Genomic DNA, 18,157 nt, shown 5'->3' with positions numbered 1-18,157 from the left:
GTTTTCAGACGACCTTCGATGATTTTATTTTCCGCGCATCAGCTCGAAGAAATCGTCGTTGTTTTTGGAATCTTTGAGTTTGCCCACCAAAAATTCGGTGGCCTCGATTTCGTCCATCGGATGCAAGAATTTGCGTAAGAGCCACATGCGCTGCAACTGGTCGTTCGGTACCAGCAGCTCTTCGCGGCGCGTGCCGGATTTGTTGATGTTGATGGCGGGGAACAGGCGTTTTTCCGCCATGCGGCGGTCGAGGTGCAGCTCCATATTGCCTGTGCCTTTAAATTCTTCATAAATCACATCATCCATGCGACTGCCGGTTTCTACCAAAGCGGTCGCAATAATGGTGAGCGAGCCACCTTCTTCAACGTTGCGCGCCGCGCCGAAGAAGCGTTTGGGGCGGTGGAGGGCATTGGCATCTACGCCGCCGGTGAGGATTTTGCCGGAGGTCGGCACGACGGTGTTATAGGCGCGGGCGAGGCGGGTAATCGAGTCAAGCAGGATGACCACGTCTTTTTTGTGTTCCACCATACGCTTGGCTTTTTCAATCACCATTTCGGCCACTTGAACATGGCGCTGCGCCGGTTCGTCGAAGGTAGAAGACACGACTTCGCCGCGTACGGAACGGCTCATTTCGGTAACCTCTTCGGGGCGTTCGTCAATCAAAAGGACGATGAGTTCGACGTCGGGATAATTGGCGGTAATCGCGTGGGCGATGTTTTGCAGCATCACGGTCTTACCGGTTTTCGGCGGCGCAACCAACAGGGCGCGTTGTCCGCGGCCGATGGGGGAAACCAGATCAATGGCGCGGCCGGTGAGGTTTTCTTCGGCTTTGATGTCGCGTTCGAGCTTGAACTGTTTGGTAGGGAAAAGCGGGGTGAGGTTTTCGAAGAGGATTTTGTGTTTGCAGACTTCGGGATGATCGCCGTTGATGCTGTCGAGGCGGACGAGGGCGAAATAGCGTTCGTTGTCTTTGGGTACGCGCACACTGCCTTCGATGGTATCGCCCGTATGCAGGTTGAAGCGGCGGATTTGTGTGGGGGAGACGTAGATGTCGTCAGGACCCGCGAGGTAGGAAGTATCTGCGCTGCGCAAAAAGCCGAATCCGTCGGGCAGGATTTCAAGCGTGCCTGAGCAGGTAAAACTTTCACCCTGCTTCATCATTTGTCGGACAATGGCGAATACGAGGTCTTGTTTGCGGAAACGGTTGGCGTTTTCAATGCCGTGTTCTTCTGCCATTTCCAAGAGTTTGGAAATGTGTAGGGTTTGTAGTTCTGAAACGTGCATGATTTTTGACAGTTGTATTGGAAAGAATGGGATTCGGAAGACAGAGGTCGTCTGAAAAGAATAGTGTACGGAACGTACGGTGATTTTTGAGAAACCTGAATTGTAGGCAGTCGGAGGGCGGGTGTCAAATTTAGGCGGCGCAAGGTTTGTATGGTATAGGTTTTGTTGCATGACTGGCAACATCGAATTGAAAAAGTCGTCTGAAATAGGTTTCAGACGACTTTTAGGAGAAACAACGATCTTCTACTGAAAGATTAGTATTTGTTCAGACGACCTTGGGGGAAAATGCTGCGATAGGCGGTGTATATGCCGATCATTGCTACAGGGTAGAGGACCAAGTAAGTAATCACTAAGAAGATGAGGAACAAAATAAAAACAGGGCCGGAAAGCGCGGTTGCTTGCTGCATCGATGCTTCTGTCGCAAATGCGGAAACCATGACTATCATAAATATGAACCAAAACGCGATACCGATACCCAGCCAAATTAAGCCGTATACAAGCAGGGCGGGGATGTTGCGGCGGCAGGCATTGAAGCTGGCCTTAATGGCGGCAACAGGGTTCATATCCTCCAACATGACAAAGGCGGGAGCCAGCCAAAACATCATGGAGTAAATAGCGATAATAATCAACAGGATAATAAATAAAATCGGAAAGGCCGGCATAAAGTCTGCCCTTAAGAAATTTCCGTTGGCGAATATGCCGAAAGGAATAACAACGGCCAAAGCTAAAAGCAGGCATACGACGATACCCAGCAATAAAAGAATCAGGAATGCTCCGCTTTTTTTAATCGAAAATCCGGCAAACAGAGAGCCGAAGTTGAAATTCTTACCTTGCGCGGTTTGGTCTGCAAGCAGCACGATGCCACCGAGGAAACAAAAGCCTACCCAATAGAAAAACAGATTGAAGAGCAATTCTCGGATTATTATGGTTGAGGTGAAATCATTGAAATTATTGAAATCAGCGGGCGGGCTTTCAATGCCTAGCAAACCGAATAGAAAACCTACCGCGAAAGGAATAAGGCTGATTAAAATAATTGCGCCCATCCATTTGAATTTGTTTTTACTGAAAATACGCCATGAGTCGGTAAACCAGCTTACCCCTTCGCCTGCGCGCAGACGTTTGGGTTCGTTGAAGGAGTTTTTTGGGGGGATAGGGTGCTGGGAAGGTTGCAATGTTTCCATAAAAATAATTTCCAAGTTTACAGATGAGAAAGGCTATCATTATATCATAAGCGTATATGGTTATTTGTTGAGAGTTTGACAAAAGGTCGTCTGAAAATTTTTCAGACGACCTTTGTGTTTAGCATGAGGCAGTTTATAGCGTACCAAGATAAATTGCAGATGGGTTATTGGGCGATATGTTTCGAAATCTATCGGCAGACGATTTTCTGTTTTGGGAAGGATACGTTTAAAGAACGATGGCAGCTTGCTGTCTGTCAGCTGAACCAAAAGCGGAAAACCAAATAAAAAACCAATGCCAACACGCCAGCCCAGACGACCAGCATAAATCCTGCAACGGCCTGCCCTAATCGGTAAACGGGATTTTTACGTTCGTCTTCAGGCAGGGAAGGCTGAGTGTTTTTAGGTTCAGTCATGTTGTCGGCTCCCGTCGGTAATCGGATAAAAGCGTAAGGTTACGCCGTGGCGGGGAAAGATTCAAGTTTGCTGCATTTTTACAGCGGGATTTCTTCAAGAAGCCTGTTGCCTTCATGGCGGGCTGTTCCGCTATAATCCTTGCTTTCCGAATATCTTTAAAGAGAGGGGAGATATGAAAATCCGTACCAAAATATGCGGCATTACCCGCCCCGAAGATGCGCAATCTGCCGCCGATGCGGGCGCGGATGCTGTCGGGCTGGTGTTTTACGCGAAAAGCAAACGTGCGGTAACGGCGGAACAGGCGGCGGAAATTGTGGCCGCATTGCCGCCCTTTGTGTCGGCGGTTGCTTTATTTGTTAATGAAACGGCGGACAATATCCGCGAAATCCTGCACCAAGTGCCGATAGACGTGATTCAGTTTCATGGTGATGAAGACGATGATTTTTGCCGCCAATTTGACCGTCCGTATCTCAAAGCCGTGCGCGTGCAGTCAGCCGCCGATATTCAGACGGCTTGCGCCAGGTTCCCCAACGCGCGTGCGCTGTTGTTCGACGCTTACCATCCTACCGAATACGGCGGCACGGGGCAGAGCTTCGATTGGACGCTGTTGCGCGGCAATATCGGCAAACCGTGGATTTTGGCGGGCGGCCTGACGCCGGAAAATGTTGCCGATGCGGTGAGAACCAGCGGCGCGGCGGCGGTGGATGTGTCCGGCGGCGTGGAAAGCTCGGCAGGAATTAAAGACAAGGAAAAAATAGCGGCGTTTGTGGCGGCTGCAAAGGTCGTCTGAAACTGGAAATCTGATTTTCAGACGACCTTTGTTGATAAAGGAATGAGATGGAGCGTTATTCTGTACATTTGAAACTGCTGGGGATGGCGGTGTTGTGGGGTGCGTCTTGGCCGATGGGGCGGATGCTGGGGCAGTCGCTGCCGCCGCTGACGGGCGGGGCGGTTCGGTTTGTGTTGGCTTCGTTTTTGTTGTTGGGCTGGTTGTTTGCGCGCAGCAGGTTTGCGACCTTGGCGGCTTTGTCGGCGCGGCAATGGCTGGGCTTGACGGTGGCCGCTTCCGTCGGAGTGTGCGGCTATGCGGTGTTTTTCATGCTGGGTTTGCAGGCGATGCCGGCGGGCAAGGCGGCGGTGGTTGTGGCGGTGAATCCCGTGCTGACACTGCTGCTGGCGGCTTGGCTTTTCGGCGAGCGTTTAAATGCGAAGATTTTGGCGGGTATGCTGCTGGCGGTCTGTGGCGCGATAACGGCGGTAACGCAAGGACAGCCGTTGACGGTATTGTCGGGCGGAATCAAGGCGGGGGAGTGGCTGATTTTCGGCTGCGTGGTCTGCTGGGCGGCTTATACTTTAATCGGGCGCGCGGTCTTGCGCGGGATAGATGCGCTGACGGTAACGGCGGCAACCTCATTCATCGGCGCGCTGATGTTGTCGGCGGTAGCGTTGTGGACGGACGGACTGCCGTTTGAGGCAATGGCGGCGATGGATGCACGCGGTTGGACGGCATTGGCGTGGCTGGTTATCGGTGCGACAGTATTGGCCTACGCGTGGTATTTCGAAGGCGTGAAGACTTTGGGTGCAGGCAGCGCGGCGGCGTATATTACGCTCGTACCGATTTTCGGTATGCTGTCTTCGGCGTGGGTTTTGGGCGAACCGCTGCATATTTCGCTGGTTGCGGGCTGCGCTGCGGCAGTCGGCGGCATGACGCTGATGCGGTACGGGCAGAAGGTCGTCTGAAAAGGCGGCAACCGGCTGCTTTGTGTTCAATATTTTTTATCAAGGAAATCATGATGTCCGCTCCGCTCGAAATCGAAACCCACCCTTTCCCCGCCTTGCTGCCTCCGCAGGCGACGGTGATGATGATGGGGACGTTTCCGCCCAAGGAAGACAAACGCGCGATGCAGTTTCATTATCCGAATTTCCAAAACGATATGTGGCGCGTCTACGGGCTGGTGTTTTTTAATGATGCGGCGCATTTCCAAAGGTCGTCCCACGGGGAGGCTGCGCACTCTGAAAAAGCGTTTGATGCGGAGAAAATCAAGGCGTTTTTGCGCGAACGAGGGATTGCGTCCTGCCCGACCGTATTAAAGGCGGTGCGGGAACACGGCAATGCGTCGGACAAGTTTTTGCAAGTGGTCGAAACCGTCGATTTGGCGGCGGTGTTGGCGCAGATGCCCGACTGCCGACATATCTGCACTACCGGCGGCAAGGCGACGGAAGTCCTGCTCGATATTCAGGGCGGCGGTATCAAAATGCCGAAAACGGGCGAAACCGTGCCGTTTCCGTTTGCCAGACGGGATTTGACCCTAACCCGCCTGCCGTCCACTTCGCGCGCTTATCCTTTGAGTTTGGCGAAAAAGGCGGCGGCGTATCGGGCGTTTTTCGAAATGGCGGGTTTGGTATAAGGTACTTATACCGTATTTACATCCTGCCTGTGCAAGGATGAGTTGCCGTGGGGTACATACTTGGAGGTTTTAAGATACGGATGTTTGAGAAACAGTTTCTTAAATTCAAACATGGCTTCCCGCCTGTGCGGGAATGACGGCAGGCAGAGGGTGCCTTATTATTAAAGGTCAAATGAACCGTTATAGTGGATTAACTTTAAACCAGTACGGCGTTGCCTCGCCTTAGCTCAAAGAGAACAATTCTCTAAGGTGCTGAAGCACCAAGTGAATCGGTTCCGTACTATCTGTACTGTCTGCGGCTTCGTCGCCTTGTCCTGATTTAAATTTAATCCAATATATCTGTATTAACGCGGCGGTATTCGGTAAAAAAGGTCGTCTGAAAACCTTGAATCTGGGTTTTCAGACGACCTTTTGTCCTGATGGGGCTGTCTTTATTTGTTGGCGTTCAGATAAAGGTTGATCAGGCGGGTGGTGGAGCTGTCGTGTTTTTGTACGCCGGTTTCGCCGGTCAGCTCGGCGAGGATGGTCTTGGCGAGTTGTTTGCCGAGTTCGACGCCCCATTGATCGAAGCTGTTGATGCCCCAGATGATGCCTTGGACGAAGGTTTTGTGTTCGTACATGGCAATCAGGCTGCCCATGTTGCGGGGGTTGACCTTGTCCATGAGGATGAGGTTGGTCGGGCGGTTGCCTGAGAAGGTTTTGTGCGGAACCAGCTCTTCGATGCGCTCTGCTTCCATGCCTTGGGCTTTGAGTTCGGCGCGGACTTCGTCGGGGGTTTTGCCGCGCATGAAGGCTTCGGCTTGGGCGAAGACGTTGGCGAGCAGGATTTCGTGGTGGCCGCGCAGGTTGCTGCGTTTTTCAAGTGAGGCGATGAGGTCGATCGGGGTGATGTGGGTCCCTTGGTGCAGCAGTTGGAAGAAGGCGTGCTGGCCGTTGATGCCGGTTTCGCCCCAAATAATCGGGGAGGTTTCGTAGCCGATAGACTTGCCGTCGAGGGTAACTTGTTTGCCGTTGCTCTCCATGTCGAGCTGCTGGATGAATTTGGGCAGGCGGTGGAGGTGTTGGTCGTAGGGGGCGATGACGTGGCTGCCGCCGCCGTAGTAGTTGATGTACCAGATGCCGACGAGGGCGAGGATGACGGGGAGGTTGCGCTCGAGCGGGGTGTTGATGAAGTGTTGGTCCATCAGGTGCGCGCCGTTGAGCATTTCGATGAAGTTTTCTTCGCCCAAGTAGAGCATGATGGGCAGGCCGATTGCCGACCAAAGGCTGTATCGTCCGCCGACCCAGTCCCAGAATTCAAACATATTGGCGGTGTCGATACCGAATTCGGCAACGGCTTTTTGGTTGGTGGAGACGGCGACGAAGTGTTTGGCGACGGCGGTTTCATCGCCTGCATGGTCAAGGAACCATTTGCGCGCGGTCAGGGCGTTGGTGAGGGTTTCTTGGGTGGTGAAGGTTTTGGAGGCGATGATGAAGAGGGTGGTCTCAGGGTGGACTTTGGACAATACATCGCGCAGTTGGGAGCCGTCCACGTTGGAGACGAAGTGCATGTTGAGGCGGGGGTGTCCGAAGGGTTTGAGCGCGGTACACATCATCAGCGGGCCGAGGTCGGAGCCGCCGATGCCGATGTTGACGATGTCGGTGATGACTTGGTTGGTATAGCCCAGCCAGTTGCCGCTGCGGACTTCGTGTGCGAATTCGCCCATGCGTTGGAGGACGTGGTTGACTTTGGGCATGACGTCTTCGCCGTCAACGACGATGGGGGAGTTGGTGCGGTTGCGCAGGGCGACGTGGAGGACGGCGCGGTTTTCGGTGGTGTTGATTTTTTCGCCGCGGAACATCTGCTGCATGCGTTCGGGTACGCCGGCTTCACGGGCAAGCTCGAACAACAGTGCCATGGTTTCGTCGTTGATGCGGTTTTTGGAGTAATCCAGCGTCAGTCCGCCGACTTGCAGCCAGTAGCGTTCGGCACGCTGCGGGTCTTGATCGAACATTTCGCGTATGTGTTGTTCTTTGGTTTCGTCAAAATGTATCCATAATTTTGACCAAGCCGGTAAGTCGTGAAGGTGTTTCATCGGATGCTCCTGAGGTTGGACGGTTTTGTGGGAAAACGGCCGCGAGGTCGTCTGAAACGGGAACGGGTGGGTTTCCGTTTTTAGGGTTGGGTGTGAATGCGGGGTGTCTGTCGTTATTTGGGTTGGGTGTCAACATTGAGGGAAAACGGCGGCACTGATTTTTTGGTTGGTATTTTCAGACGACCTCGGGATATGCCGGGTCGTCTGAAAATGTGTCGTTTAGTCTTTATCGTAATCGATGTGTTTGTTGTGTATGCTTTTTTTGCTTTTTTGAAGTTGCAGGCTGGCGGCATCGCCTAGGCGCAGGGCGAGTCCGATGGCGAGGATGTCGATGACGGCGAGTTGCAGCAGGCGGGACACCATGGGGGTATAGAGTTCGGCGTTTTCCTGCGTGGCGATGCTCAATACGCAGTCGGCAAGCTGTGCCAGCGGGGAGTCGTTGCGGGTCAGGGCGATGACGGACGCGCCGTTTTCTTTGGCGATGCTGACGGCGTCTAAAAGCTCGATGGACGAGCCGGTGTTGGAAATGGCGACGACGACGTCTTGGTCGGACAGGACGGAGGCTGCCATCAGTTGGGTGTGGGTATCGACGTAGGCGACGGTGGAAATGCCGAAGCGGAAGAATTTGTGTTGCGCGTCTTGGGCGACGATGCCGGAGTTGCCGACGCCGTAGAACTCGACACGGCGCGCGTGCATCAGGGTGGCGATGGCGTTTTCCAGTTCGGACTCTTTCAGGAAGCGGCGTTCGCCCAAAATGGAGGCGGCGGCGTTGCCCAATACTTTTTCGACAACGATGCTCATGTCGTCGTCGGCGTTGAGCTCTTCATGGACGTAGGGCATACCTTCGTGGCCTATGCTGGCGGACAGGGCGAGTTTGAACTCGGGCAGTCCTTTGTAGCCCAGGCTGCGGCAAAAACGGATGACGGTCGGCTGGCTGACGGATGCGCGCTCGGCGATTTCGGCGACGGCGGCATGGACAAACCATTTGGGTTCAGCCAAGGCGCATTCGGCGACTTTGCGTTCTGCGCCCGACAGGTTTGACAGTGATTCGCTGATTTTGCTTAACATAAATATGCCCTTCGGTGTGTGCCGCCCCTTGTCGGGGCGGCTTGTGTGATTAAACGTTTTTCAAGTGGTTGTCGAGTGCCGCCGCTGCGCCGGTGATGCCCGGAAATTCGCTTAAGACGACATAGACGGGAATCGCGGCGAGATAGGCTTCGAAACGGCCTTTGTTTTCAAAGCGGCTGCGGAAAGGTGAGGTTTTAAAATATTCCAAAACGCGGGGGATGATGCCGCCGCACAAATATACGCCGCCGCGCGCGCCCAGCGTCAGGGCGAGGTTGGAGGCAACCGTGCCGAGCATGGCGCAGAAGATGTCCAAAGTCTGACGGCAGAGCGGGGACGTGCCGCTTAAGGCTTTTTCGGTGATTTCGGACGGTTTGAGGCGGTAGTTTTTCAGTTTGTCGCGTTTGGCGAGTGCCTCGTAAATCAGGCTCAAACCTGCGCCGCTGAGGAAGCGTTCGGCGGAAACATGACCGTATTTGTTTTTTGCATACTGCCAAATCAAAACTTCCATGTCGTCAAACGGCGGGAAGCTCGAATGACCGCCTTCGCCGGCAAGCGCCACCCAGCCTGCGGGGCTGTGTACCAGTCCGCTTACACCCAAACCGGTTCCCGGACCGATGACGGCTTTAGGAGCAAATTCGACGGGTTTTTGCCCGCCTATCTGCATCAGGTCTTTGCTTGAAGTCTGCGTTACTGCTAATGCCTGCGCAGTAAAGTCGTTCAAGAGGATGAGGGTGTCCAGCCCCAATGCCTGACGGGTGGTTTCGATGGAAAACGCCCAATGGTGGTTGGTCATTTGCACCCAGTCGCCCAAAATCGGGTTTGCCATGGCGAAGGCAGCGTGCCGGACTTCGGCTCCGCCTGCCTGTTCCAAATAAGCTTTGGCGGCATCGACGATGGTGTCGTAGTCTTTGCACGGTAAGATTTGAGCTTTTTCAATCTGCTGCGGGGCGGTTTCGAGCGCGAAGCGGGCGTTGGTACCGCCGATGTCGGCGACCAGGCGCGGATAGCTTTTGCTGACGGGTTGTTGAATATCAGTTTGAGTAGAAGACATGGCAGTTTACTCCTTGATGGTTCAATACCAGGCTGGTCGGATATTCCAAATCGGCGCGTGAAGCGGCTTTGTCGAACACGGCTTTCTTCTCCGCACCCTGAATCGCCAGAAAAACGTTTTCCGTTTTGGCGATGGCGCCCAAGGTCATGCTGACGCGCTCGTGCGGCGCGGTAACGGGCGTGGTGTGGATGAGGGTCGGGTCGTCTGATTCGTTGATGGCTGCCTTCAGCTGCGGCGCTTGCGGGAAGAGGGAGGCGGTATGTCCGTCGCCGCCCATGCCCAAAATCAGCACGTCAGGTTGTTTGTAATGTTTCAGCGCGTAGGCAACGACGCTGTCGGGTTGTAATTCAGTTTCAGATTTGCCTGCTTCGACAACGGGAATCCAAGTCGCTGCGGCGGCTTTGTTTTGCAGCAGGTATTCGTGCGCCAAGGCGGTGTTGCTGTCGGCGTGGGTCGTCGGCACGATGCGCTCGTCAACCAAAGTAATGCCGACTTTTTGCCAGTCCAAATCTTTTTGCGACAGGGCTTGGAAGAACGGAATCGGCGAGCGGCCGCCGGAAACCGCCAATACTGCGCTGCCTTTGTTATCCAGCACGTTTTGCAGCGCGGCGGCAACTGCGTCTGCCAAAGCCTCTGAAGCGGCTGCTGCATTTTCGTATTCATGCCAAACGAACATAAAAGTGTCCTTTCTCTGTTTTCAGACGACCTTTTTTAAGAAGGATGTGGGCGGTCGTCTGAAAGGCAGTGTTTGTGAGCGGGAAAGTAAGTAAGAGCCTGTGTCGTTGATGGCGGCGTGAATGTCGGTGGAAACGCCTAATCCGCCGCCTTATGGTTTTCAGACGACCTTTTTGAACCGAGAACGCTTCAAGCAAAGGTCGTCTGAAAAGGCTTTACTGGTCTTCGTGCCACTTATGTCCGTCGCGCGCCAAGAGTTCGCGGGCGGCTTCCGGCCCCCATGAATGCGCGTCGTAGCCGTGCGGCGGGGTAGTGTTGCTTGCCCAGTTGTCCAAAATCGGCATCACATATTCCCAAGCGGCTTCGAGTTCGTCGCGGCGGTTGAAGAGGGCGAGCTTGCCGTTGATAACATCCAGCAGCAGGCGTTCGTAAGCTTCGGCGCGGCGGCCTTCGAGAGCTTTTTCCAAGTCGGTTGCCAGCGGCACGATTTCCACTTTGTTGCCTGCGCCCGGCGTTTTCATCTGCGTATAGAGGCGAACGGATTCGGTCGGCTGCAATTCGATAACCAAACGGTTGGGCGAGGCTTGGCTGTTCTCAAAAATATGGTTTTGCAGCGGACGGAAGTTCAATACGATTTCCGCCACTTTACCCGCCATGCGTTTGCCGGTACGCAGATAGAAAGGAACGCCTTTCCAGCGGTCGTTTTCGATTTCGGCTTTGATGGCGACGTAGGTTTCGGTGAAGCTGTCTTGCGGAACGTTGATTTCTTCCAGATAGCCGTTCATGCCTTTGGCGGCGGTGTATTGTCCGCGCACGACGTTTTCGTTGACGGATTCGATGGTCAGCGGTTTCAAAGATTTGATGACTTTGACTTTTTCATCGCGCACTGCGTCGGCATCCAGGCTGGCGGGCGCTTCCATCGCGGTCATGCACAGCATTTGCATCAGGTGGTTTTGCACCATGTCGCGCAACGCGCCGGTAATGTCGTAAAACTCGCCGCGTTCTTCCACACCGAGCTGTTCGGCGATGGTCAGTTGTACGCTTTCTATGTATTTGTTGTTCCACAACGGCTCGAACATCACGTTGGCAAAACGCAGCGACAGTAGGTTTTGCAGGCTTTCTTTGCCTAAGTAGTGGTCGATGCGGTAGATTTGGCATTCTTTGAAGTAGCGGGCGACATCGGTATTGATTTGTTGGGAAGAGGCGAGGTCGGTACCCAGCGGTTTTTCCAAAACGACGCGCGCGTTGTCGGCGTTCAGCCCGACTTTGGCAAGGTTTTCACAGGCTTGCGCGAAGAATTTCGGCGCGGTGGAAAGGTAGATGATGACGTTGTCGGTTTCTTTGCGTGCTTTGACCGTTTCGCCCAAAGCGGCAAAATCGGCTTCTTCGGTAACGTCCACTTTCAGATATTCGATGCGTTTGACGAACGATGCCCAAGCGTCGTCTGAAAAGTTTTGTTTGACATGGATTTTGGAGTTGGTTTCCACTTTTGCCAAAAAGCCCGCCGTATCCAAATCGCTGCGGCTGACACCCAAAATACGGCCCTGAGGATTGAGCAACCCTGCAACGTGCGCCTGATACAGACAAGGCAGCAGCTTACGCATTGCCAAATCGCCGGTCGCGCCGAACAACACCAAATCAAAATTTGTTTGTGTACTCATCGTTTTATCTCTCGTTGAGGAAGGCCTTGTGCCGGTGCCGCCGGATGCCGTGAAAGACGGGCGGTTTTGGCAGAAAAGCAATGGAAACCAATCGCCTGCATCAAAATTTCAAAACAGGCGGGCTAATGAGTAGTAATACTACACATGGCTACACATTTTGTCTATTCTCATTTTTACAAATTATTTGACTTAGTTTAAAAGTTTGATGAGTTTGGTCTGGTAGATTTTCACAAATGACGCATATCACGATTTAAATCAAATTTCTTACATTTAGCGGATTATTTTGTAACTAAATTACAAGTTTTATATTATAATAGCCTACATATATAGAGTGAGGTTTTCAGACGACCCCTTGCATGGTTTGAAAGGTCGTCTGAAACGCTGAACGCCCCACACCCAATACAAAAAATCAGAAACGCGCAAACAAAATCCCCATACTACCCCCTTCCGACAGGAGACCGAATATGACCCCCACTCCTATCCACCCCAAGCTCGCCGAAATTACCGAGCGCATCATCGAACGCAGCCGTCCGACCCGCGAAAAATATCTGGCGAAAATCCGCAGCGCCAAACAAATGGGACGGCTGGAACGCAACCAGCTCGGTTGCAGCAACCTGGCGCACGGTTACGCCTCCATGCCCAAAAGCATCAAAATCGAAATGCTTCAGGATACCGTTCCCAACTTAGGCATCATTACCGCCTACAACGACATGGTTTCCGCACACCAGCCGTTTAAAGACTTCCCCGATCAAATTAAAGACGAAGCGCAGAAAAACGGCGCGACCGCCCAAGTCGCCGGCGGCACGCCCGCCATGTGCGACGGCATCACGCAAGGCTACGCCGGTATGGAATTGTCGCTGTTCTCCCGCGACGTGATTGCCATGAGTACCGCCGTCGGCCTGTCGCACCAAATGTTTGACGGCAGCCTGTTTATGGGCGTGTGCGACAAAATCGTTCCGGGTCTAATGATAGGCGCGTTGTCGTTTGGTCATATTCCGGGCATCTTCGTCCCAGCAGGCCCGATGTCCAGCGGTATCGGCAATAAAGAAAAAGCCCGCACCCGCCAGCTTTTCGCCGAAGGTAAAGTCGGCCGCGATGCCTTGCTCGAAAGCGAAATGGGTTCCTACCACAGCCCCGGCACCTGCACTTTCTACGGCACGGCAAACTCCAACCAAATGATGATGGAAATGATGGGCGTACACCTGCCCGCCGCCGCTTTCGTTCATCCTTATACCGATTTGCGCGAAGCCCTGACCCGCTACGCCGCCGGACACCTCGCGCGCGGCATCAAAAACGGCACCATCAAACCCTTGGGCGAAATGTTGACCGAAAAATCCTTCATCAACGCCCTGATCGGTCTGATGGCGACCGGCGGTTCGACCAACCACACCATGCACCTCGTTGCTATGGCGCGCGCCGCAGGCGTGATTTTGAACTGGGACGACTTCGACGAAATTTCTTCTATCATCCCATTGCTGATCCGCGTTTACCCCAACGGCAAGGCTGACGTGAACCACTTTACCGCAGCGGGCGGCCTGCCTTTCGTTATCCGCGAATTGCTGGACGCAGGCCTGTTGCACGACGATGTCGATACCGTCGTCGGACACGGTATGCGCCACTACACCAAAGAGCCTTTCCTCATCGACGGCAAACTCGAATGGCGCGAAGCCCCCGAAACCAGTGGCAACGACGACATTCTGCGCAAAGCCGACAACCCATTCTCCCCAGACGGCGGTTTGCGCCTGATGAAAGGCAACATCGGACGCGGCGTGATTAAAGTGTCCGCCGTGCGCGAAGGCTGCCGCATCATCGAAGCGCCCGCCATCGTGTTCAACGACCAACGCGAAGTGTTGGCTGCGTTTGAGCGCGGCGAGTTGGAACGCGATTTTGTCTGCGTTGTCCGCTACCAAGGCCCGCGCGCCAACGGTATGCCCGAGTTGCACAAATTGACCCCGCCTTTGGGCATCCTGCAAGACCGCGGCTTTAAAGTGGCGCTGCTGACCGATGGCCGTATGTCCGGCGCGTCCGGCAAAGTGCCCGCGTCCATTCACATGACGCCCGAAGCCCTGATGGGCGGCAACATCGCCAAAATCCGTACCGGCGACCTGATCCGCTTCGACTCCGTTACCGGTGAACTCAACGTCCTGATTAACGAAGCCGAATGGAACGCCCGCGAAGTCGAGCGCATCGACTTGAGTGCGAACCAACAAGGCTGCGGCCGCGAACTCTTCGCCAACTTCCGCAGCATGACCAGCAGCGCAGAAACCGGCGCCATGAGCTTCGGCGGTGAATTTGCCTGATGTAGCGTTTCAGACGACCTTTGTGAACGAAAGGTCGTCTGAAAAATTATTAAAGCCGTTTAAACGGGTATCGTAGTGATTGGTAGACGTAGCGTGGGCTTTGCCCGCGAATAAAACCAAAGACGTAGGTCGGATTCAAGCAGCAGACGTAGGTCGGATTCTTGAATCCGACACAGCCGTCCAAGATGTCGGATACGAGTATCCGACTTACAGCCTGTTCCATCTTAATAAAACACCCCATTCCACTTGGAGAACCGAAATGTCCAAACTGACCCCCCGCGAAATCCTGAGCGCAGGCGCAGTTGTGCCTGTGATGGCGATTGACGATTTAAGCACCGCCGTCGATTTGTCCCACGCCCTTGTCGAAGGCGGCATCCCCACCCTCGAAATCACCCTGCGCACCCCCGTCGGCCTCGACGCCATCCGCCTGATTGCCAAAGAAGTGCCCAACGCCATCGTCGGCGCGGGTACGGTTACCAACCCCGAACAACTCAAAGCCGTTGAAGACGCAGGTGCGGTTTTCGCCATCAGCCCGGGCCTGCACGAATCCCTCGCCAAAGCCAGCCACAACAGCGGCATCCCACTGATTCCCGGTGTAGCCACTCCGGGCGAAGTCCAACTGGCTTTGGAACACGGTATCGACACCCTCAAACTCTTCCCCGCCGAAGTCGTCGGCGGCAAAGCCATGCTCAAGGCCCTCTACGGCCCTTATGCCGACGTACGCTTCTGTCCGACCGGCGGCATTAGCCTCGCCACCGCCCCCGATTACTTGGCACTGCCCAATGTCTTGTGCGTCGGCGGCTCATGGCTGACACCGAAAGAAGCCGTGAAAAACAAAGACTGGGACACCATCACCCGCCTCGCCAAAGAAGCGGCGGCATTGAAACCCAAATCCTGATGCTCCCACCTCCCAAAGGTCGTCTGAAAATCTGATTTCGGATTTTCAGACGACCTTGTTCTTTCAGGCGGCGTATATTCGGACGAAATCCGCTATAATCCGTACAATTTTTTTCCATTTTCGCGGTTCGCAAACCTCCCGCGTTACCAAAACTAGGATTCACCATGCAAAACCCACAAGCCTTGGTCATCTTCTCCGGCGGCCAGGATTCTACCACCTGCCTGATTCAGGCGATTCAAACCTACGGGCGCGAAAACGTCCAAGCCATCACCTTCCAATACGGGCAGCGCCACGCCGTCGAGCTGGAACGCGCCCGCTGGATTGCACAGGATTTGGGCGTCAAACAAACCGTACTCGACTTGAGCCTGATGCGGCAGATTACGCACAATGCCCTGATGGACGAAGCCGCCGCCATCGAAACTGCCGAAAACGGCGTTCCGAATACCTTTGTAGACGGCCGCAACGCGCTTTTCCTGCTCTACGCCGCGATTTACGCCAAAGGGCAGGGGATACGGCACATCATCGCGGGCGTGTGCGAAACCGACTTCTCCGGCTATCCCGACTGCCGCGACGTGTTCGTCAAATCCATGAACGTTACCCTTAATCTGGCGATGGACTACGATTTTCAAATCCACACGCCGCTGATGTACCTGACCAAGGCGCAAACTTGGGCGTTGGCGGATGAAATGGGCGTGTTGGACTATATCCGCGAGCAGACCCACACCTGCTACAACGGCATCGTCGGCGGCTGCCACGAATGCCCGAGCTGTATCTTGCGCGAACGCGGGCTGGCGGAATATTTGGAAAGTAAAAAGGCCGTCTGAAAATACAACCATCATCCGATACAGGTCTTATCATGCCCAAACTTTATATGTTCTACCTCGGCGGTAACGCAGGCCGTTCCAATATCGAAGTGCACGACATCCAATTTGCCGTGTGCGACGATTACCGCGAAGCCATCCCCACGCTCAAAGCCGCATGGTTCGGCGATGCGGACAAAATCCACATCGACGGCTGGCAGATTGTCGAATGGGCGGACGGTTACGACATCGCCGTATCCGAAACGCCCAAAACGAAAATGCCGTCTGAACACGCCCCGCGCCTGTATTTTGCCAATGTCGGCGGTTATCGCGCGGGTCAGCTTGCAGAAGCGCACGCTTTCGGATTGTTCGCCGCCGCCACGCCTGACGAAGCCAAACAAAAAGCCCTGCAAACCCTGTTGACCGACCATGTTCAGCAACATAAAGACAACTTAAAAGACGTGGACAACCTGCTTGCGCTCGACCGCATCGGCAAGCACACCATCCGCCTGACCCCGAATCCGCATGGCAAGCCTGCCGAAATCGGCTTTCAGGGCTATTTACCGATTTAAAGTACCCACCATGAAAATTACCAAGATATTTACCTTCGACTCTTCACACATGCTCGACGGGCATGACGGCAAATGCCAAAACCTGCACGGGCATACCTATAAACTCGAAATCACCGTTTCAGACGACCCCATACGTGGTGGCGCGAAAGACGGCATGGTGATGGATTTCACCGACCTCAAAGCCGCCGTCAAAAAACACATTACCGACCCCTTTGACCACGCGTTTATCTACCACGGCGGCAACGACCGCGAATGTCAAATTGCCGCGCTCTTGGAAGGCTGGAACATGAAAACCCTGTGCCTGCCCTGCCGCACCACTGCCGAAAACATGTCGGTCGAAATGTATGACCGTTTGCAAAACGCGGGGCTGAAAGTGTGCAGCGTGAAATTGTGGGAAACGCCGACATCGTGTGCGGAGTATGAAGGTGAGTAGGGAATATCTTGCACGTATCAATATAGTAAATTCAAATAAGACATGCCCAACCGCGTCATTCCCGCGCAGGCGGGAATCCAGACCTTGGTTTTTCAGGAATATTTAAAAATTGCAGTAATTCCAAATCTCTGGATTCCCGCCTGCGCGGGAGTGACGGTGTGGGGCGTCCTTATTTGAATCTGCTTTAAAACGGTTTTTTTCCAGTAAGGATTTCCCCCGTTTTTTCAGACGACCTTCCATATCAAATACACCCATTAAAAGGAACACCCATGAAACTCCTTCCCACCTTCCTAGTCCTCCTTGTCGCCGTCGAACATTTCTACATCGCCTGGCTTGAAATGACACAGATTCCCAGCGAAAAAGCGGCGGAAACGTTTAAGCTGCCTTATGAATTTATGGAACAAAAGCGCGTGCAGGCCCTGTTTGGCAACCAAGGGCTGTATAACGGCTTTCTCGGCATCGGGCTGGTGTGGTCGCGGTTTGCCGTGCCGGACAATGCCGTTTACGGCGCAACGATTCTGTTTCTCGGTTTCGTATTGATTGCCGCCGCATGGGGCGCGTTCTCTTCCGGCAACAAAGGCATACTCGTCAAACAAGGCCTGCCCGCGATGCTGGCAGCCGCTGCGGTATTGGCGGTATGAAAAAAATCAACGTTGCCCCCGAAAATCCGCAATACCGCATCGTTGAAATTTTCGAGAGCCTGCAAGGCGAGGGCTGGAATACGGGCATGCCTGCCGTTTTCGTCCGCTTGGGCAAATGCAACCTCGCCTGCGGCTGGTGTGATACCGATTATTTGACATTTGACATGACGAGCCTGTCCGACATTTTATGCCGTCTGAAAACCTACGCCGCCCGCAATATCATCATCACCGGCGGTGAACCGACCATACAGCCGCATCTCGATATGCTGCTGGACGCGCTCAAAGCCGAAGGCTATTTCCTCTGTCTCGAAACCAACGGCCTCAAGCCCGCGCCGCCGCAAATCGACTATGTCGCCACCAGCCCCAAAGTCTGCTACGCCGACAAATATGAAACCAACTGCATCGCCGAAGCCGACGAAGTACGCATCGTGGCGGACGGCGATGTCGTTGCGTTTTGCAAAAACATGGAACACAAAATCCGCGCGCGTCGTTACTACCTTTCGCCCTGTGAGCAAGATGGCGTGATGAACATCTACGACACCATCCGCCAAATCGGTATTTTAAACAGCCGCCCCGACGCATCCGTGCATTGGCAGTTGAGCGTGCAGACGCATAAATGGGCGGGGATAGAGTAGGGTAATAGTGAAGAATCAAACGCCAACCTAATACGCAAATATCACTCTTCTAAATCCTTAT

At 54.0% G+C, this 18,157-nt stretch carries 18 protein-coding genes; 10 read left to right on the top strand and 8 right to left on the bottom strand.

What is annotated here, in order from left to right; translation table 11 throughout:
- Positions 1 to 24 precede the first annotated feature (24 nt).
- From rho to NSCA4_RS15540, 3 genes are all read right to left on the bottom strand, one after another.
- Entirely contained in the window at positions 25 to 1,284 is a 1,260-nt protein-coding gene (gene rho / locus NSCA4_RS0106605; RefSeq protein WP_003741568.1) for a transcription termination factor Rho, read from the bottom strand.
- Positions 1,285 to 1,538: 254 nt separating this feature from the next.
- Entirely contained in the window at positions 1,539 to 2,465 is a 927-nt protein-coding gene (locus NSCA4_RS0106600) for a BPSS1780 family membrane protein (RefSeq protein WP_016687404.1), read from the bottom strand.
- A 254-nt stretch (positions 2,466 to 2,719) separates the two neighbouring features.
- Positions 2,720 to 2,878 (bottom strand): hypothetical protein, encoded by a 159-nt coding sequence (locus tag NSCA4_RS15540; protein WP_016687403.1) that lies wholly within the window; start codon positions 2,876 to 2,878, stop codon positions 2,720 to 2,722.
- 173 nt (positions 2,879 to 3,051) lie between these two features.
- Between NSCA4_RS15540 and NSCA4_RS0106590 the strand changes: the two genes are divergently transcribed.
- The 3 genes from NSCA4_RS0106590 to NSCA4_RS0106580 are packed head-to-tail and all read left to right on the top strand — an operon-like array spanning position 3,052 to position 5,287.
- Positions 3,052 to 3,669 carry a phosphoribosylanthranilate isomerase gene (locus NSCA4_RS0106590; RefSeq protein WP_016687402.1) on the top strand — a complete coding sequence of 206 codons (618 nt, stop codon included), beginning with the start codon at positions 3,052 to 3,054 and terminating at the stop codon, positions 3,667 to 3,669.
- A gap of 47 nt (positions 3,670 to 3,716) precedes the next feature.
- Entirely contained in the window at positions 3,717 to 4,619 is a 903-nt protein-coding gene (locus NSCA4_RS0106585; RefSeq protein WP_016687401.1) for a DMT family transporter, read from the top strand.
- Between the two features lie 53 nt (positions 4,620 to 4,672).
- Positions 4,673 to 5,287, top strand: coding sequence for a uracil-DNA glycosylase family protein (locus NSCA4_RS0106580; protein ID WP_016687400.1), 615 nt, complete (start codon positions 4,673 to 4,675; stop codon positions 5,285 to 5,287).
- 431 nt (positions 5,288 to 5,718) lie between these two features.
- On the opposite strand, the gene pgi is transcribed toward NSCA4_RS0106580, so the two are convergent.
- The 5 genes from pgi to zwf form a co-directional block, all read right to left on the bottom strand.
- Positions 5,719 to 7,362, bottom strand: a complete 1,644-nt coding sequence (pgi, locus tag NSCA4_RS0106575) for a glucose-6-phosphate isomerase (protein ID WP_016687399.1) — start codon at positions 7,360 to 7,362, stop codon at positions 5,719 to 5,721.
- 219 nt (positions 7,363 to 7,581) lie between these two features.
- Entirely contained in the window at positions 7,582 to 8,430 is an 849-nt protein-coding gene (hexR, locus tag NSCA4_RS0106570) for a DNA-binding transcriptional regulator HexR (protein ID WP_003776986.1), read from the bottom strand.
- 49 nt (positions 8,431 to 8,479) lie between these two features.
- Positions 8,480 to 9,481 (bottom strand): glucokinase, encoded by a 1,002-nt coding sequence (locus NSCA4_RS0106565; RefSeq protein ID WP_016687398.1) that lies wholly within the window; start codon positions 9,479 to 9,481, stop codon positions 8,480 to 8,482.
- Positions 9,462 to 10,157 carry a 6-phosphogluconolactonase gene (gene pgl / locus NSCA4_RS0106560; protein ID WP_016687397.1) on the bottom strand — a complete coding sequence of 232 codons (696 nt, stop codon included), beginning with the start codon at positions 10,155 to 10,157 and terminating at the stop codon, positions 9,462 to 9,464. Before pgl ends, NSCA4_RS0106565 begins: the two co-directional genes overlap by 20 nt.
- 214 nt (positions 10,158 to 10,371) lie before the next feature.
- Positions 10,372 to 11,817: a glucose-6-phosphate dehydrogenase gene (gene zwf, locus NSCA4_RS0106555; RefSeq protein ID WP_016687396.1), complete on the bottom strand. Its 1,446-nt coding sequence runs from the start codon at positions 11,815 to 11,817 to the stop codon at positions 10,372 to 10,374.
- A 464-nt stretch (positions 11,818 to 12,281) separates the two neighbouring features.
- On the opposite strand from zwf, the gene edd reads away from it, so the two are divergent.
- The 7 genes from edd to NSCA4_RS0106520 all read left to right on the top strand — a co-directional run bounded on the left by edd (position 12,282) and on the right by NSCA4_RS0106520 (position 18,096).
- Positions 12,282 to 14,117 (top strand): phosphogluconate dehydratase, encoded by a 1,836-nt coding sequence (edd, locus tag NSCA4_RS0106550; protein WP_016687395.1) that lies wholly within the window; start codon positions 12,282 to 12,284, stop codon positions 14,115 to 14,117.
- A 259-nt stretch (positions 14,118 to 14,376) separates the two neighbouring features.
- Positions 14,377 to 15,015 (top strand): bifunctional 4-hydroxy-2-oxoglutarate aldolase/2-dehydro-3-deoxy-phosphogluconate aldolase, encoded by a 639-nt coding sequence (locus tag NSCA4_RS0106545; protein ID WP_016687394.1) that lies wholly within the window; start codon positions 14,377 to 14,379, stop codon positions 15,013 to 15,015.
- 164 nt (positions 15,016 to 15,179) lie between these two features.
- Positions 15,180 to 15,839 carry a 7-cyano-7-deazaguanine synthase QueC gene (gene queC / locus NSCA4_RS0106540; RefSeq protein ID WP_016687393.1) on the top strand — a complete coding sequence of 220 codons (660 nt, stop codon included), beginning with the start codon at positions 15,180 to 15,182 and terminating at the stop codon, positions 15,837 to 15,839.
- Positions 15,840 to 15,871: 32 nt separating this feature from the next.
- Positions 15,872 to 16,387 carry a DUF1543 domain-containing protein gene (locus NSCA4_RS0106535; protein ID WP_016687392.1) on the top strand — a complete coding sequence of 172 codons (516 nt, stop codon included), beginning with the start codon at positions 15,872 to 15,874 and terminating at the stop codon, positions 16,385 to 16,387.
- 10 nt (positions 16,388 to 16,397) lie between these two features.
- Positions 16,398 to 16,820 carry a 6-carboxytetrahydropterin synthase QueD gene (gene queD, locus NSCA4_RS0106530; protein WP_016687391.1) on the top strand — a complete coding sequence of 141 codons (423 nt, stop codon included), beginning with the start codon at positions 16,398 to 16,400 and terminating at the stop codon, positions 16,818 to 16,820.
- Positions 16,821 to 17,089: 269 nt separating this feature from the next.
- The gene (locus NSCA4_RS0106525) at positions 17,090 to 17,461 is read left to right on the top strand and encodes a DUF1304 domain-containing protein (RefSeq protein ID WP_016687390.1); all 372 of its coding nucleotides are present in this window, start codon (positions 17,090 to 17,092) and stop codon (positions 17,459 to 17,461) included.
- Positions 17,458 to 18,096: a 7-carboxy-7-deazaguanine synthase QueE gene (locus NSCA4_RS0106520; protein ID WP_016687389.1), complete on the top strand. Its 639-nt coding sequence runs from the start codon at positions 17,458 to 17,460 to the stop codon at positions 18,094 to 18,096. The genes NSCA4_RS0106525 and NSCA4_RS0106520 overlap by 4 nt, the downstream gene beginning before the upstream one ends.
- Positions 18,097 to 18,157 lie beyond the last annotated feature (61 nt).

Origin of the sequence: Neisseria sicca 4320 (genome assembly GCF_000193735.1) — a bacterium.
GTDB lineage: Bacteria > Pseudomonadota > Gammaproteobacteria > Burkholderiales > Neisseriaceae > Neisseria > Neisseria sicca_E.
Note: the sequence above shows the minus strand (reverse complement) of the source record. Positions and strands in the feature narration are given on the sequence as shown.

Excerpts from the sequence above, each read along its gene's own strand:
- rho (WP_003741568.1), bottom strand. The coding sequence starts at position 1,284 with ATGCACGTTTCAGAACTACAAACCCTACACATTTCCAAACTCTTGGAA.
- NSCA4_RS0106600 (WP_016687404.1), bottom strand. The coding sequence starts at position 2,465 with ATGGAAACATTGCAACCTTCCCAGCACCCTATCCCCCCAAAAAACTCC.
- NSCA4_RS15540 (WP_016687403.1), bottom strand. The coding sequence starts at position 2,878 with ATGACTGAACCTAAAAACACTCAGCCTTCCCTGCCTGAAGACGAACGT.
- NSCA4_RS0106590 (WP_016687402.1), top strand. The coding sequence starts at position 3,052 with ATGAAAATCCGTACCAAAATATGCGGCATTACCCGCCCCGAAGATGCG.
- NSCA4_RS0106585 (WP_016687401.1), top strand. The coding sequence starts at position 3,717 with ATGGAGCGTTATTCTGTACATTTGAAACTGCTGGGGATGGCGGTGTTG.
- NSCA4_RS0106580 (WP_016687400.1), top strand. The coding sequence starts at position 4,673 with ATGTCCGCTCCGCTCGAAATCGAAACCCACCCTTTCCCCGCCTTGCTG.
- pgi (WP_016687399.1), bottom strand. The coding sequence starts at position 7,362 with ATGAAACACCTTCACGACTTACCGGCTTGGTCAAAATTATGGATACAT.
- hexR (WP_003776986.1), bottom strand. The coding sequence starts at position 8,430 with ATGTTAAGCAAAATCAGCGAATCACTGTCAAACCTGTCGGGCGCAGAA.
- NSCA4_RS0106565 (WP_016687398.1), bottom strand. The coding sequence starts at position 9,481 with ATGTCTTCTACTCAAACTGATATTCAACAACCCGTCAGCAAAAGCTAT.
- pgl (WP_016687397.1), bottom strand. The coding sequence starts at position 10,157 with ATGTTCGTTTGGCATGAATACGAAAATGCAGCAGCCGCTTCAGAGGCT.
- zwf (WP_016687396.1), bottom strand. The coding sequence starts at position 11,817 with ATGAGTACACAAACAAATTTTGATTTGGTGTTGTTCGGCGCGACCGGC.
- edd (WP_016687395.1), top strand. The coding sequence starts at position 12,282 with ATGACCCCCACTCCTATCCACCCCAAGCTCGCCGAAATTACCGAGCGC.
- NSCA4_RS0106545 (WP_016687394.1), top strand. The coding sequence starts at position 14,377 with ATGTCCAAACTGACCCCCCGCGAAATCCTGAGCGCAGGCGCAGTTGTG.
- queC (WP_016687393.1), top strand. The coding sequence starts at position 15,180 with ATGCAAAACCCACAAGCCTTGGTCATCTTCTCCGGCGGCCAGGATTCT.
- NSCA4_RS0106535 (WP_016687392.1), top strand. The coding sequence starts at position 15,872 with ATGCCCAAACTTTATATGTTCTACCTCGGCGGTAACGCAGGCCGTTCC.
- queD (WP_016687391.1), top strand. The coding sequence starts at position 16,398 with ATGAAAATTACCAAGATATTTACCTTCGACTCTTCACACATGCTCGAC.
- NSCA4_RS0106525 (WP_016687390.1), top strand. The coding sequence starts at position 17,090 with ATGAAACTCCTTCCCACCTTCCTAGTCCTCCTTGTCGCCGTCGAACAT.
- NSCA4_RS0106520 (WP_016687389.1), top strand. The coding sequence starts at position 17,458 with ATGAAAAAAATCAACGTTGCCCCCGAAAATCCGCAATACCGCATCGTT.